This window comes from Micromonospora sp. USAFONa4 (assembly GCF_057197825.1).
Genome location: NZ_CM170072.1, coordinates 252,638 through 267,470, shown reverse-complemented (window position 1 = coordinate 267,470; position 14,833 = coordinate 252,638). Strand labels below are relative to the sequence as shown.

The following is a 14,833-nucleotide window of genomic DNA, read 5'->3' as shown; positions in this document are numbered from 1 at the left end:
GCGGCTGGTCGCGGGGGCCCGCCGTCGGTGCGGGGAAACTCGCGGCCGGGCGCGCCGCTGCCTAGGATCAGCGGCATGGCGGGGGAGGACGGCGAGGGCGGCAGCCTGCTCGCCATCAGCGACCTGCACGTCGGTCACCGGGGCAACCGGGAGGTGGTCGAGGGGCTGCGCCCCGGGGCGCCGCAGGACTGGCTGCTGGTCGCCGGGGACGTGGGTGACACCGTGGCCGACGTGGAGTGGGCCCTCGGCCTGCTCAGCCGCCGCTTTGCGAAGGTCGTCTGGGCGCCGGGCAACCACGAGCTGTGGACGCCGCCCGCCGACCCGGTGGCGCTGCGCGGGGCCGCGCGCTACGCGTACCTGGTGGACGCCTGCCGGCGGCTGGGCGTGCTGACCCCGGAGGACCCGTACCCGGTGTGGCGGGGGGAGGGCGGCCCGGTGCTGGTGGCGCCGCTGTTCCTGCTCTACGACCACAGCTGGCGCCCGGACGGGTTCGACACCCCCGAGGCGGCGCTGGAGGAGGCGTACCGGACGGGGATCGTGTGCACGGACGAGTTCCTGCTGCACCCCGACCCGTACCCGAGCCGGTCGGCGTGGTGCGCGGCCCGCGTCGCCGAGGCCGCGCGCCGGCTCGCCGAACGGGAGCCGGGGCTGCCGACGGTGCTGGTCAACCACTGGCCGCTGCTGCGCGAGCCGACCCGGGTGCTGCGCTACCCGATCTTCGCCCAGTGGTGCGGCACCGAGTCCACCGCCGACTGGCACCTGCGATTCGACGCCGCCGCGGTGGTCTACGGCCACCTGCACATCCCCCGTACCACCTGGCACGACGGGGTGCGCTTCGAGGAGGTCTCGGTGGGCTACCCGCGGGAGTGGCGGCCCCGGGCCGCGCCCCCGGCACTGCGGCGGATCCTGCCCGCGCCCCCGGCGTGACGACGGGCCCCGGCGCACCGGGGCCCGTGGAGGTTCCGTCCGCTCAGGCCGTCACGGCGTCCAGCGACTTCTTGATCGCCTTCGGGTCGGTCGGCTTGCGCGGCGCGTCCGCGCGCAGCGCGATCATCCGCTCGCCGATCTCCTGGAGCTGCTTACGGCCGAGGGCCTCGCGCACCTTCGGGAACCACTCCTGCTCCTCCTCCTCGACGTGGTGCAGGACGTTCTCGATCAGCACCGTGGTCTTGGCGTTGAAGCGCTCGTCGCCGGCGTCCATGGTGAACAGCTCGGCGCAGAGCACGTCGGCGACGTGGTGCTCCTCGTACGACTCGAGGATGTCGTCCTCCAGGTCGGGCAGGAGCTTGCGGACCTCGGGGTACATCACCTCGTTCTCGAGGTAGGTGTGGACCGTGAGGGCTTCCAGGATCTCGTTCACCAGCTTCTGCCGCCGCGCCGCCGGACCCTCCTCGGCATCCTGGAACGCCTTGAACAGGCGGCGCATCTCCTTGTGGTCCTCTTTCAACAGGACGATGGCATCGGTGGACACCGTTGACCTCCTCGCTCGGCTGACGACTTCTCCCGTACCCCCGGGGTGAGCAGCCAAAACGGGCAGGGCCCGGCGGTGAACCGCCGGGCCCTGCCACTGTCGTGCCGTGGTGTCAGCGCACCACGTTGTACGCGTTGACCATGCCGGAGCCGTAGAAGCCGTTGCGCTTGCCGCCGGAGCAGGTCGCGTCGTAGGCGTTCGGGCCGGCCGCGATCAGCGGCACCGGGTTGTAGACGCCACCGGGGCAGGCGATCGCCTCGGCGGTGTTGCCCAGGAAGGCCGACAGCTGACCGGGCGCCATGCCCGGGTGCGCCGAGACGGCCAGGGCGGCCACGCCGGCGGCGTGCGGCGAGGACATCGAGGTGCCCTGCTTGTAACCCCAGCCGTTGGTCTTCGTGGTGGTGTTGTAGGTGGTGGACAGGATGCCGTCGGAGGAGGTCGAGCTGACCCCCCGGGTACGGAAGCGGGTGTCGCCACCCGGCGCCGTCACCTCGACCACGCCCTGGCCGTAGGAGGAGTAGTAGCTCTTCTGCCCGGTCGGGCCGACCGCCGACACGGTCACCACGCCCGGCGCCTCACCCGGCAGGATGAGGCAGGAGTTGGTGAGGTTCTCGCGCTCCTCGGGCGTTCCGTTGTTCGGGCTGCCCGTGTCGGTGATCTTGTGGGCGAGGTCCCAGTTGCTGTTGCCCGCCGACGCCACGTGCAGCACGCCCTTGCCCTGCGAGTAACGCAGGGCCCGCTGGACGGCCTTCCACACCGGACGCTGGCGCGCGTCGTTGCGGCAGTTGAGCTGCCACGGGTCGATGTAGTAGCTGTTGTTGGTCACCTGCATGCCCTGCTCGGCGGCCCACATGAACCCGCAGACCGCGGCCTCCGGGTAGATGTAGCCGTCGTCGTTGACCACCTTGACGGCGGCCACCCTGACGCCCGGGGCGACCCCGGTCACGCCGACGCCGTTGACGGCGGCGGCGATGGTGCCGGCCACGTGGGTGCCGTGGTCGGAGGTGGTCGGGTTCCAGGCGGCCTCGGTGGTGTCGGTGACGCCACCGATGCAGGACGTGCTCTTGTTCTTCGCGATCTGGGTGGCCAGATCGGGGTGGCTGGACGAGATGCCGCTGTCCAGTACGCCCACCACCACGTCGGCGCGGCCGGCGTTGACGGCGTGGGCCTGCGGGACGTCGATCATCGGCATGTCCCACTGCTGACCGAAGAGGGGTTCCTTGGTCGGGTCGGCGGTCGTGTTGGCCGCCTCGGCCGCGGAGACCTCCAGGGTCTCGCCCTCGTCGAGGGCGGTGCCCAGGCCGGCCGTGGACGCCACCGAGTCGACGCCCGCGCCCGCCACGTCCGTGACGAAGTCGGGGTTGGTCGACCGGACGACGAGCACACCGATCTGGTCGTAGCTGGCCACCACGGTGCCGTTGGCGGCAGCCACGCGAGCGGCCGCCTTGTCGGTCTTGGCGCCCTGCGGGGCGAGGACCAGGAACGTGGTGTCCGGACCGGCGGCCGACGCCGCCGGGGCCACCCCGCCGGCGACGGCGAGGCCGACGCCGAGCGTCACGGCGGACGCGGCAGCCAGTGTCTTGCGACGGAGGTTCTTCACACAGACTCCCAGGGGCTGTTTCCAGCCGGGTACGCCCCCTGGCGGGGAGCGGCCGGCGGGAGGAGGGCGGGACGCCCGCCTCCGATGGACCAGCGTAGGAGCCTGTTGTGGCGTTACACACAGCCGTTCGGGCAGACAGAAGGTGTCAGACGGTGGCGAGGGTGTGCGGGATCTCGTCGAGCAGCTCGCGGGCGAGGAACCCGATCCGGCCGTACCGGGGAACCAGCCGCTGACCGCTCACCGCGTGCGCGAACGCCGCCCAGCACGCGGCCTGCGCCGGCTCCGCGCCCCGCGACAACAGCCCGGCCAGCAGCCCGGCGCGGACGTCCCCGCTGCCGGAGGTGCCCAGGCCGGCGTCGCCGCTCTCCTCCCGCCAGCTCCGGCCGTCGGGGGTGGCGATGTGGCCGTAGAGCGACACCACCGCGTCGTACCGGCGGGCCAGCTCCGTCGCCTCGGCGTCGAGGTCGTCGCCGGGCTCCCGGTCGAGCAGGTGCCGGGCCTCGGTGAGGTTGGGGGTGAGCACCGCCGGCCGCCCGGACCCGACCAGCAGGTCCGGGGCGTGGCTGAGGGCCCCCAGGGCGTACGCGTCGAGCACCAGCGAGGTCTGCGGACCGGCCGCGTCGAGCACCAGGCGCAGCAGGCGGCCGGTCTCGTCGATGTCCTTGAGGCCGGGGCCGACGGCCACCACGTCCGCCTCCGCCACCAGGTCGCCCAGCAGCTCGCCGGGCTGCCCCGCGACCGCCCCGTCGGTGGTCTCCGGCAGCCCCACCACCAGCGCCTCGGGCACCTGGATGCTCAGCGCGGCGGCGGTGGACTCGGCGGCGGCGAGCTGGAGCACCCCGGCCCCGGCCCGCAGCGCGGCCACCCCGGCTAGCAGCACCGCGCCGGGGGTGAAGCGCGAGCCGCCGACCACCAGTACTGTGCCCCGGGCCTCCTTGCCGCCGGTCGGCACGGGTAGCGCCCAGTCCCGCAGCAGGCCGGGGGTGATCACCCGGGTGTCAGACCGGTTCGGCATGGACCTCGTCCTCCCTGGTCGGCCGGGCACCCTGCTCGTGCAGGTGGCCGACGTCGTTGAACACGTCCGGGGTCAGCCGGCCGTCGGCGCCGGCGGACCACGCGGTGATCGAGCAGTTGGCGATGACGTGCTCGCGGGTCAGCGCCATCAGCTCCGTCTCGGTGAGCCCCTCCACCAGGTAACGGGTCAGGAAGACCAGTGCGTCGTGGCCGAACAGCAGCACGCGCCGGCCCTCGTGGTCGCGGCGCAGGTCGCCGAGGAGGGCACGCAGGCGCAGCGCCACGTCGGTCCAGGACTCCCCGCCCGGCGGCCGGTAGTAGAACTTGCCGAGCCGGTCGCGGCGCGCGGCCTCCTCCGGGTGCCGCCGGCGCACCCCCTGCCCGGTCAGGCCGTCCAGGATGCCCAGCTCCCGGTCGCGCAGCCGTTCGTCGCGGGTGAGCGGGATCCCGGTGCCGGCCAGGGCCAGCTCGGCGGTCCGCACCGCCCGCAGGTACGGCGACACCACCGCCACGTCGGGCCGGCGGGACTCGGGCAGCCCGGCCAGCCACCGCGCGGTGGCCCGCGCCTGCTCCTCCCCGGTGGGGCTCAGCGGCACGTCCGCGTCCCGGTGGGTCAGGTCGATCAGCTCGGCGCCGGACGCCTCGGCCGCCGTGGCCGCCACGTTCGCCGTGCTCTCGCCGTGCCGGACGATCCAGAGCGTCGCCAGTTCCGCCATGCGGCAACCCCTACCCGCAAGCACGCCCGGGGTAACCGCGCCGGCCCGCCACTCAACCCCGCTGGGCGGGGCGGGCGGCCCCGAGGGCCTCCCGCCGGATCTCCTCCAGCCGGTCGGCCAGCTCACGGGGCCGGCTGAGGGCCACCGGATGCCCGCCGTCCATCTCGTCGGGCGTGACGCCCAGCCGGTCGGACACCAGCCGGCGCAGGAAGTCGACCGGGAAGAAACGGTCCCCCCGGCAGAGCAGCGCCCGGGTCGGCACGTCCGGCCAGGCACCGAGCGGCCAGGGCTTCTCGAACGGCGTGCCCGACTGGTCCCGGGCGTGCGCCGTGGCCTCCTCGACCAGCGGCGGCGGCAGCTCGTGGAAGAAGATGACGCCGGGGTCCCCGTCCTGCTCCGGCGTCCAGCCCTCGCGCTCGGCCTGGACCTGCCTGGCGTGTGCGTAGCCGGTGTTCTCCCACCACTCGCCCGGCGACTCACCGGGCGAGGGCACCATCGGGGTCAGCAACACGAGCAGCTCGGCGCCGACGCGGTCGCACACCAGCGGGCCGGTGAACGCGCCGAACGACTGGGCCACGACGACCAGGTCCGTACGGTCTCCGATGGCCCGGACGGCGGCGTCGGCGTACTCCGTCAGTCCCGCCGAGTCGTCGGCGCACGGCAGGTCGACCGCCACCACGTCGTGCCCCCGGTCCCGCAACTGGCCTGCCAGCAGGTGCCAGTACCAGGGCCCGCTGCCCGCGGGGGGAATCAGCACGTACGTCGCCGTCGGCAGTGCTCCTCCAGGCTCGTCCACGAACCCTCCCCGCGTCGGTCACCGATGGTCGACGAACCGTAACCCACCGGTACGACGGCCGACGGCCGACGGAGCCGTCCACTGGCGTCCCGTGCCGTCCCGACCGGGCCCGCCGGGGGCGGTGCCCCCGGCGCCCGGGGCGTGATCGGGGCCGCGTCGGGTAAGCGCTGCCTCCACCGATCACCGAGACGGGGAGGTGCGCCGTGGCCACCATGGTCAGGGAGCCGGCGAGCCCGGTGAAGGACCAGAACTACGACCTGATCCACGCGCTGCAGATGTCGTTGCAGCACATCTGGCAACTGGAGAACTACGTCGCCGACGCCGACGCGCGGGGCGACACGGAACTGGCCACCTGGTTCCGGAAGATCCAGGAGAACAACCGCAAGGCGGGCGAGCAGGGCAAGAAGATGCTCCTGGTGCGCCTTCAGGAGGAGATGAGCTGAGCCCGCGTGGACGTGTAAGGAAGGGCCCCTTGTCGTTAACAAGGGGCCCTTCCTTACACCCGGGGCGCGCGGCCCGTGCCGGGCGGGCGGGTTACGGTGTCAGGCGTGGCGACGCCGGCCGAGGAGATCCAGGTGGGGGAGCGGCTGGTGCGCGTCTCCAGCCCCGACAAGCCGTACTTCCCGGAACTCGGGCTGACCAAGCGGGACGTGGTGTCCTACTTCCTCGCCGTCGGCGACGGCGTCCTGCGCGCCCTACGGGACCGCCCGACCATGCTGGAGCGGTGGCCGCGCGGCGTGTTCGAGGGGGCGAAGATCGGCACCCGGCAGGACAACCGGGGCGACGCCTTCTACCAGAAGCGGCTGCCGGCGGGCGCGCCCGACTGGGTGCGCACCGCCCACATCACCTTCCCGAGCGGGCGTACGGCCGACGAGGTCGCGCCGAGCGAGTTGGCGGTGGTGATCTGGGCGGCCAACCTGGGCACGCTGCGGTTCCATCCCTGGCCGGTCTCCGCCGCCGACGTGGAGCGGCCCGACCAGCTGCGCATCGACCTGGACCCGATGCCGGGGGTGGGCTTCGACCAGGTCGTGCCGGTGGCCCACGAGGTGCGCGCGTTCCTGACCGAGCTGGGGTTGACCGGCTACCCGAAGACCACCGGCGGGCGGGGCCTGCACGTCTATCTCTCCATCGAGCCCCGGTGGAGCTTCGGCGACTGCCGACGGGCGGTGCTGGCGCTGGGCCGGGAGATGCAACGCCGGCTGCCGGAGCTGGTCACCACCACGTGGTGGCGGGAGCAGCGGGACCGGCCGGTCTTCGTCGACTACAACCAGATGTCGCGGGACCACACGATGGCCTCGGCGTACTCGATCCGTCCCACCCCGCAGGCGCTGGTCTCCGCGCCGCTGGACTGGGCGGAGCTGGACGACGCCCGGCCGGAGGACTTCGCCGTGACCACGATGCCCGCCCGGTTCGCCGAGCGCGGCGACCCGCACGCCGGCCTCGACGACCGGCGGTTCTCCCTGGAACCGCTGCTGGAGCTGGCCGACCGGGAGGGGCTGGAGGCCCCACCGGAGCGCTGAGCGGGCAGACCGCCGCGCCGGTTCACTCCCACGGGCTGCGTTCGCCGTCGAACTCCTCGAAGACCAGCCAGGTGCGGGTGGAGAGCACGCCGGCGATGCTCTGCACCCGGCCCAGCACCACGTCGCGCAGGGTGGCGTTGTCCGGTGCCCGGACCAGGGCCAGCACGTCGTGGTCGCCGCCGAGCAGGGCGGCGTGCTCGATGTAGCGGACCCGGGCCAGCTCCGCCGACACCTCGCGCCAGGTGTTCTGCTCGATCTTCAACGCGATGTACGCCGAGGTGCCCAGCCCCGCCGCCTCGGGCGCGACCTGGGCCCGGAAGCCGGTGATCACCCCGTCGCGCAGCAGCCGCTCCACCCGGGCGTACGCGTTGGTGCGGGAGATGTGGATCCGCTCGGCGAGCGTACGCACCGACGTGCGGCCGTCGCGGACCAGCTCGTCGAGGATCCGCCGGTCCACGTCGTCCAACGGTCGCGCCGAACGTCCCGTTCCGGCCACCGGCTCCGCTGCGCCCCCGGACTCCTGGCTCATCTCGCCGCCTGTCCCATGCCATCCGTCCCGCGTTTGTCCTGGATCTTGAGTCAATCATCCGACAGCAGGAGCATAGGCCCACCACACGTCCAGGAGGTCCCGCCGTGACGACCACACCCGAGGCGGTCCGCAGGGCATCCCCGCGCAGCCGTCGGAAGGCCACCCCGCCCGACCCGGCCAAGCCGCTGCTCCCGGCCACCGAGCCCGTCCGCCTGCTCGATCCCACCGGCACGCCACTGCGCGCCCCCGCCGACTACCCCGAGCCGCCCGTCGAGGCGCTCGTCGAGATGCACCGGCGGATGGTCGTCGGCCGCCGCTTCGACGTCCAGGCCACCGCCCTGACCAAGCAGGGCCGGCTGGCCGTCTACCCGTCCTCGCGCGGGCAGGAGGCCTGCCAGGTCGGTGCCGTCCTCGCCCTGCGCGACACGGACTGGGTCTTCCCGACCTACCGCGAGTCGATGGCCCTGGTCTCCCGGGGCATCGACCCGGTCGAGGTGCTGACCCTGCTGCGCGGGGACTGGCACTGCGGCTACGACCCCGCCGAGCGGCACACCGCTCCGCAGTGCACCCCGCTGGCGACCCAGTGCGTGCACGCCGCCGGGCTGGCCTACGGCGAGGCGTACCAGGGGCGCGACACCGTCGCGCTGGCGTTCATCGGTGACGGCGCGACCAGCGAGGGCGACTTCCACGAGGGCGTCAACTTCGCCGCCGTGTTCAAGGCCCCCGTCGTCTACTTCGTGCAGAACAACCGGTACGCCATCAGCGTCCCGCTGTCGCGGCAGACCGCCGCGCCGTCGCTGGCGTACAAGGGCGTGGGCTACGGCGTGCCCAGCGAACAGGTCGACGGCAACGACCCGGTGGCCGTGCTCGCGGTGCTCACCCGCGCGGTGGAGCACGCCCGTTCCGGCAAGGGCCCGTTCCTGGTCGAGGCGCACACCTACCGGATGGAGGCGCACACCAACGCCGACGACGCGAGCCGCTACCGCGACGGCGCCGAGGTCGAGGCCTGGCGGGACCGGGACCCGGTGGCCCGGCTGGAGGCGTACCTGCGGGCCCGGGGCGCGCTCGACGACGCCGCCGTCGCCGCGGTCGCCGAGGAGGCCGAGGCGTACGCTGCCGACCTGCGCGTCCGCATGAACGCGCAGCCGACGGTCGACCCGATGAGCCTCTTCGAGCACGTCTACGCCGAGCCCACCCCGCAGCTGATCGAGCAGCGCGAGCAGGTCCGCGCCGAGCTGGCCGCCGCCCAGGACGAGGAGGGTGAGCGCTGATGGCCGCCCTGACCATGGCGAAGGCGCTCAACGCCGCGCTCGCCGACGCGATGCTCGACGACGACCGGGTGGTCGTCTTCGGCGAGGACGTCGGGGCGCTCGGCGGCGTCTTCCGGATCACCGACGGCCTCCAGGCCCGCTTCGGTGACAAGCGCTGCTTCGACACGCCGCTCGCCGAGGCCGGCATCGTCGGCTTCGCCGTCGGCATGGCCATGTCCGGGCTGCGCCCGGTGGTCGAGATGCAGTTCGACGCGTTCGCGTACCCGGCGTTCGAGCAGATCGCCTCGCACGTGGCGAAGCTGCGCAACCGCACCCGGGGCGCGCTCAGCGTGCCGATCGTCATCCGGGTGCCGTACGCCGGCGGCATCGGCGGCGTCGAGCACCACTGCGACTCCAGCGAGGCCTACTACGCGCACACCCCCGGCCTGAAGGTCGTCACCCCGGCGACGGTCGAGGACGCGTACTCGCTGCTGCGCCAGGCGATCGACGATCCCGACCCGGTCGTGTTCATGGAGCCGAAGAAGCTCTACTTCTCCAGCGCCGAGGCGGAACTGCCGGCCGCCACCGCGCCGATCGGCCGGGCGGTCGTGCGTCGCCCCGGCCACGACGCCACCCTCGTCGCGTACGGGCCGGCGGTGCCGGTCGCGCTGGAGGCCGCCGAGGCCGCCCGCGAGGAGGGCTGGGACCTGGAGGTCGTGGACGTGCGCAGCATCGTGCCGTTCGACGACGAGACCGTCACCGCCTCGGTCCGGCGTACCGGCCGGTGCGTGGTGATCCAGGAGGCCCAGGGCTTCGCCGGGGTGGGCGCCGAGATCGCCGCCCGGGTGCAGGAGCGCTGCTTCCACGCCCTGCACGCCCCGGTGCTGCGGGTGTCCGGGCTGGACATCCCGTACCCGGCGCCGATGCTGGAGCACACCCACCTGCCGTCGGTGGACCGGATCCTCGACACGGTGGCCCGGCTCCAGTGGGACGACCAGCCCGACGGGCGCTGGCTGAGCCGGGGGAGCGCGGCGTGACCACCGTGGACGGGGCGCAGGTCTTCCTCCTGCCCGACCTGGGCGAGGGGCTGAGCGAGGCCGAGATCGTCGAGTGGCGGGTCGCCGTGGGCGACGTGGTCACGGTGGACCAGAGCGTGGTGGAGGTGGAGACCGCCAAGGCCGTCGTCGACGTGCCCTGCCCGTACGCCGGGCGGGTCGTGGCGCTGCACGGCGCGGCGGGTGAGACCCGCCCGGTCGGCCAGCCGCTGATCACCATCGCGCCCCTGGACGGCGACGGCGGGGCCGGCGACGAGCCCGCCGCGCACGCCACCTACCGCGAGGAGGAGCGGGCCGGCTCCGGCAACGTCCTCATCGGGTACGGCACCGGCCACGGCGGCGCGGGGCGGCGGCGTCGCCGGCCCCGTCTCGTGGCCGCACCCGATCCCACCCCGGCGGCTCCCGCCCACGCCGCACCGCCGGCGGCTCCCGCCCCGGCGGCGACTGCCCCCGTCGCGGCCGGCCGTCCGGACGGCGCGGCGGCGCCCCTGGTCATCTCGCCGATCGTGCGCCGGCTGGCCCGCGAGCACGGGCTCGACCTGGCCGCCCTGCGCGGCACCGGGCCCGGCGGCGTGGTGCGCCGGGCGGACGTGGAGGCCGCCGTCGCCGAGGCGGCGACGCCGGCCGCCCGGCTGGCCGCGGTGCCGGACGAGCCCGTCGCGTCGGCGGCCTCCGGCGCCGAGGACCTGGTCGTTCCGCTGACCGGCATCCGCAAGGCGATCGCCGACAAGCTCTCCCGCAGCCGGCGGGAGATCCCCGAGGTGACAATCTGGGTGGACGTGGACGCCACCGGGCTGCTGGAGACCCGCGCGGCGATCAACGCGGCGACCCCGGACGCGCCGGTGAGCATCCTGGCCCTGCTGGCCCGGATCTGCCTGTCCGGGCTGCGCCGGTACCCGCAGCTCAACGCCCGGGTCGACACCGAGGGCCAGCGGATCGTCCAGTCCGCCGGGGTGCACCTGGGCATCGCCGCCCAGACCGACCGGGGGCTGGTCGTGCCGGTGCTGCGGGACGCGCAGCGGCTGACCACCGCCGAGCTGGCCGCCGAGCTGACCGCGACCACCACGGCCGCCCGGGCCGGCACGCTGCCCCCGGCCCGGCTGACCGGCGGCACGTTCACGCTCAACAACTACGGCGTCTTCGGCGTCGACGGCTCCACCCCGATCATCAACCACCCGGAGGCTGCGCTGCTCGGGGTGGGACGGATCGTGGACAAGCCCTGGGTGGTCGACGGGCAGCTCGCCGTGCGGAAGGTGACGCAGCTCAGCCTGACCTTCGACCACCGGGTCTGCGACGGCGGGGTGGCCGGCGGCTTCCTGCGGCACGTCGCCGACTGCGTCGAGCGGCCGGCGGTGCTGATCGCCAACGTCTGACCCCGGACGCGACGGCCCCGGCTCCGCCTCCCGGCGGCGCGGGGGCCGTCGCCGTCGCGGCAGGCGTTTTCTCGCGGACGGGCCGGGAATGCGGGCCGGGCAGTCTCGCCGAGGGGAGCACGAGGTGGCCTGTCCGGACATGCCCTCCGCCGGCGGCGTGCGCCGGCACGCGGTGGCCGGCGCCCCGCTGCTCTGCGACGCCCGGGAGCACGGCCTGGTCGGCGACGGGACGGCCAACGACCAGCCGGCGCTCGCCGCGCTGGTGGACCGGCTCGGCGACGCGTACGCCGCCGACGGCCGGGCCCGGATCATATACTGCCCGCCCGGGGTCTACTCGATGCGGGACTCGGGCACCGTCTGGCGCAGCGGGGTGTCGCTCATGGGCGCGGGACCGGGCGCGACCCGTTTCGTGCTCAGCAACGCCGGCAACCGGGCCGACCCCGCGCCGCTGGCCTTTTACACCGCGATCGAGCACGGTGCCAGCCGCAACCGGCACCTGTCCGACTGCACCTTCGCCGACTTCGAGATCGACGGCTCGGAGGTGGCGTCCGCGGACTACAACCCGCTGGCCAAGGGCCTCGGCCTGCAGTATGTCGTCCGCGGCGTCTTCCGCAACCTGTACATCCACCACACCGCCGCCACCGGCCTGGGCTGCGACTTCCTCCAGGACTGCCTGATCGACGGGGTGCTGGTCACCGGGTGCGGGCGGCTGGACAACGGCACCGAGATGGGCGGCGCGGGCATCGGCATCGGCATCGGCGGCTGGGGCAGCATCGAGCGGTTCAACATCGTCAACTGCAGCGCGGTGGCCAACGCCACCAACGGCATCTTCCTCGAGTTGCAGGAGGCGGACCACCTGCGGCCACGGGGCGTACGGATCATCGGCTGCCACGCCCAGGGCAACCGCTTCGGCATCTCCGACTGGGGCGCGAACGGCCTGATCGTCTCCGCGTGCACCATGACCGGCAACCTTGAGGCGGGCTTCCACGTCTCGGCGAAGGGCACCACGCACACCGCCGGCCGGGGCGGCATCCTCACCGACTGCGTCATCGACGGCAACCTGCGTGACGGGGTGAGCATCGGCAACACCCCCGGTCCGTACACGATCCGCGGCAACCGGATCAGCGGCAACGGCCGGTACGGCTACCACCAGCGCAACCTCGGCGGGTCCGAGGAGCACGTCGCCGAGGAGATCGTCATCGAGAGCAACGACTTCTACGGCAACAGCGCCGACGCCATCCGCTTCGATCGTCCCGTCCGCGACGCCTTCCTGGTCGCCAACCGGATCCGGAACAACGGGCGGCAGTGGGCGCCCGCGACGAGCGCACACGGCGACTCGGTCCGGTACACCGGGAAGTCGGTGGTGGACCGGCGGGCGAACTGGCCGAACGACGGGCACCGGGGCAAGGTGGTGCGGGTCGGCGAGCGCATCGCCGTGGTGGCGGCCAACGACGACACCGAGCTCACCCTCGCGCCGATCCGGCCGGACTCCCCGAGCGCATGGAGCGGGGGGACTCCGCCGCCGGGCACGCCGTACGAGCTGCCCGCCGGGCCGCCGGTGCGGGCCGGCATCGCGATCAACGCGGCCGTCGAGTCGGCCACCATCCGGGGGAACCGGGTCTGGGACAACCGGGAGCCGAGCACCCAGAACCACGGACTGTGGGTCACCGAGCAGGGCAGCTGCGTGGACTGCCGGGTCGAGGACAACGACTTCGCCGGCAACGCGGACTCCGCCGTCCGGCTGGACACCCCACCGGTCGGCGGCCGGTGGGAACGCAACCACGGCTGACGACGACCGGCCGGACAGCCGGCCCGTCGGCGGCGGCGCTCCCGGTCGCGTCGTGCCGCACGCGTCGCCTCGCCGCCGGATCGCGGGTGCGGGACGGCTGTGCGCCGACACCGACGACGCGGTGGCCCGAACCGGGACGCGGCGGGAGTCAGAGGGCGGCCGGTGGGCGCGCCGGACGATTCCGGACGGACCCGGAAACCGGCGCGTGCGGCCCTTTTCCGTGCAGTGCGGGAAATGCTTCCCATAATTGCTTTCGCAATTCCCTGGAAATTGCGCGTCCACCCGGCGCGGCGTGGAGAGAATGTGGCTGAGGACACCAGACAACGGGGGGACGCATCATGGAGTTGAGGCGGCGACTGACGGTGCTGGCCGTGACCATCGCGGCCACGCCGTTGGCCCTCGGCGGGTGCACCGCCGACCGCAAGCCGGGTGCCCGGCCGGCCGAGGGGCAGGCGGCGGCGCCGGAGCTGACCGTGACGCCCACCGACCGCGCCCGCGAGGTGCCGATCACCGCCGAGGTGGGGACCGCGGTCAGGAACGGGAAGGTCACCGCCGTGCGGATCACCGACGACAAGGGCGCGCAGGTCGCGGCGGAGCCCCGGGAGGACGGCTCGGGCTGGGTGCCGAAGGCGCCCCTGAAGCCGCGGCGCACCTACACCGCGGAGGTGACCGCCACGGGCGACTCGGGCACGACGACGACCCGGAAGACCACCTTCACCACGATGCCGAAATCGACGAAACCGGAAATCACCAGCACGTTGTACTTCGCCGGTGATCGGACGTACGGCACCGCGATGCCGGTGACCGTGGCGTTCGACCCACCCATTCCGAAAGAGGCCAGGGACGACGTGCAGCGCCGATTGTTCGTGAAGACGGATCCGCCGCAGCCGGGCGCCTGGTCGTGGGTGTCCGACGGCAGTCAGGCCTATTACCGGGCCCCCGATTTCTGGCGCCCGGGGACCCGCATCAGCGTCCGGGCCGGGCTGGAGGGCCTGCCGATCGGCAAGGACCGGGTCGGCGACTCCGACCGCACGGCCACGTCGAAGATCGGCCGGCAGGTGGCCCTGGAGATCGACAACGCGACCAAGCAGATGTCCGTGCTGCGCGACGGCAAGGTGGTCCGCAAGATCCCGGTCAGCATGGGCAAGCCGAGCACGCCGACCTCCAGCGGCAAGATGGTGATCATGGAGAAGCACGATTTCACGACGTTCGACACCCGGGGCTCGGCCGACCCCTACGTGGTCGACGTCGAGGACGCCCAACGGCTCACCTGGGGCGGCGAGTTCATCCACGCGGCGCCGTGGTCGGTGGGGGACCAGGGCAGCACCAATGTCTCGCACGGCTGCACCAACGTCTCCAACGAGGCCGCGGACTGGCTGATGGGCGTCACGCAGGTCGGCGACCTGGTCACCATCAAGGGCACCGAGGTCGAGCTGACCGAGGGCAACGGCTGGACGGCCTGGAACGTCAGTTGGGACGAGTTCGTCAAGGGCAGCGCGCTGCCCGTACCGGCCGGGCTGCGGCCGTCCCCGTCGGCCGTGCCGCACCCCGGCGCGGTGGCCGGGGGCTCGCCGGCGCCGGCGCCGTCCGTCCGCGGCGGCTGATCCGACCGTACGCACACCCGGGGGACCGGTCCGCCGCCACGCGGGCCGGTCCCCGGCGCGTCGATCGGACCGGGGCGTTCCCCGCCGACCCCGTCATGCGGGCCGGTCCCCTCGCG

14 protein-coding genes are annotated in these 14,833 nt (G+C 73.7%); 8 read left to right on the top strand and 6 right to left on the bottom strand.

Annotated elements, in window-relative coordinates:
• The first annotated feature begins 75 nt into the window (after window positions 1–75).
• The gene (locus tag AC0OO9_RS01095) at window positions 76–927 is read left to right on the top strand and encodes a metallophosphoesterase family protein (protein WP_484514836.1); all 852 of its coding nucleotides are present in this window, start codon (window positions 76–78) and stop codon (window positions 925–927) included.
• 43 nt (window positions 928–970) lie between these two features.
• Here AC0OO9_RS01095 and AC0OO9_RS01090 read toward each other — a convergent pair whose 3' ends face one another.
• The 5 genes from AC0OO9_RS01090 to AC0OO9_RS01070 form a co-directional block, all read right to left on the bottom strand.
• Entirely contained in the window at window positions 971–1,471 is a 501-nt protein-coding gene (locus AC0OO9_RS01090) for a hemerythrin domain-containing protein (protein ID WP_132234652.1), read from the bottom strand.
• Between the two features lie 112 nt (window positions 1,472–1,583).
• The gene (locus tag AC0OO9_RS01085) at window positions 1,584–3,071 is read right to left on the bottom strand and encodes a S8 family peptidase (RefSeq protein ID WP_484514835.1); all 1,488 of its coding nucleotides are present in this window, start codon (window positions 3,069–3,071) and stop codon (window positions 1,584–1,586) included.
• A 145-nt stretch (window positions 3,072–3,216) separates the two neighbouring features.
• Window positions 3,217–4,086, bottom strand: a complete 870-nt coding sequence (locus tag AC0OO9_RS01080; RefSeq protein ID WP_484514833.1) for an NAD(P)H-hydrate dehydratase — start codon at window positions 4,084–4,086, stop codon at window positions 3,217–3,219.
• The gene (locus AC0OO9_RS01075) at window positions 4,070–4,801 is read right to left on the bottom strand and encodes a histidine phosphatase family protein (protein WP_484514831.1); all 732 of its coding nucleotides are present in this window, start codon (window positions 4,799–4,801) and stop codon (window positions 4,070–4,072) included. The genes AC0OO9_RS01080 and AC0OO9_RS01075 overlap by 17 nt, the downstream gene beginning before the upstream one ends.
• A gap of 52 nt (window positions 4,802–4,853) precedes the next feature.
• The gene (locus AC0OO9_RS01070; protein ID WP_484514829.1) at window positions 4,854–5,597 is read right to left on the bottom strand and encodes an alpha/beta hydrolase; all 744 of its coding nucleotides are present in this window, start codon (window positions 5,595–5,597) and stop codon (window positions 4,854–4,856) included.
• 212 nt (window positions 5,598–5,809) lie between these two features.
• Here AC0OO9_RS01070 and AC0OO9_RS01065 point away from each other — a divergent pair, with 212 nt between their 5' ends.
• Both AC0OO9_RS01065 and AC0OO9_RS01060 read left to right on the top strand, forming a co-directional pair.
• Entirely contained in the window at window positions 5,810–6,040 is a 231-nt protein-coding gene (locus AC0OO9_RS01065) for a hypothetical protein (RefSeq protein ID WP_132235041.1), read from the top strand.
• A gap of 105 nt (window positions 6,041–6,145) precedes the next feature.
• Window positions 6,146–7,117, top strand: coding sequence for a DNA polymerase domain-containing protein (locus AC0OO9_RS01060; protein ID WP_484514827.1), 972 nt, complete (start codon window positions 6,146–6,148; stop codon window positions 7,115–7,117).
• Window positions 7,118–7,139: 22 nt separating this feature from the next.
• Here AC0OO9_RS01060 and AC0OO9_RS01055 read toward each other — a convergent pair whose 3' ends face one another.
• Window positions 7,140–7,646 (bottom strand): Lrp/AsnC family transcriptional regulator, encoded by a 507-nt coding sequence (locus AC0OO9_RS01055; RefSeq protein WP_132234638.1) that lies wholly within the window; start codon window positions 7,644–7,646, stop codon window positions 7,140–7,142.
• A 104-nt stretch (window positions 7,647–7,750) separates the two neighbouring features.
• On the opposite strand from AC0OO9_RS01055, the gene pdhA reads away from it, so the two are divergent.
• The 5 genes from pdhA (at window position 7,751) to AC0OO9_RS01030 (ending at window position 14,717) form a co-directional block, all read left to right on the top strand.
• Complete coding sequence (gene pdhA / locus AC0OO9_RS01050; protein WP_484514825.1) at window positions 7,751–8,917, top strand: pyruvate dehydrogenase (acetyl-transferring) E1 component subunit alpha; 1,167 nt, start codon at window positions 7,751–7,753, stop codon at window positions 8,915–8,917.
• On the top strand, window positions 8,917–9,933 hold the full coding sequence (locus AC0OO9_RS01045) for an alpha-ketoacid dehydrogenase subunit beta (RefSeq protein ID WP_484514823.1): 1,017 nt from the start codon (window positions 8,917–8,919) through the stop codon (window positions 9,931–9,933). The genes pdhA and AC0OO9_RS01045 overlap by 1 nt, the downstream gene beginning before the upstream one ends.
• On the top strand, window positions 9,930–11,324 hold the full coding sequence (locus AC0OO9_RS01040; protein ID WP_484514821.1) for a dihydrolipoamide acetyltransferase family protein: 1,395 nt from the start codon (window positions 9,930–9,932) through the stop codon (window positions 11,322–11,324). The genes AC0OO9_RS01045 and AC0OO9_RS01040 overlap by 4 nt, the downstream gene beginning before the upstream one ends.
• Window positions 11,325–11,463: 139 nt before the next feature.
• Window positions 11,464–13,113, top strand: coding sequence for a right-handed parallel beta-helix repeat-containing protein (locus AC0OO9_RS01035; RefSeq protein WP_484518109.1), 1,650 nt, complete (start codon window positions 11,464–11,466; stop codon window positions 13,111–13,113).
• Window positions 13,114–13,451: 338 nt separating this feature from the next.
• Entirely contained in the window at window positions 13,452–14,717 is a 1,266-nt protein-coding gene (locus AC0OO9_RS01030) for a L,D-transpeptidase (RefSeq protein ID WP_484514819.1), read from the top strand.
• The last annotated feature ends 116 nt before the right edge of the window (window positions 14,718–14,833 follow it).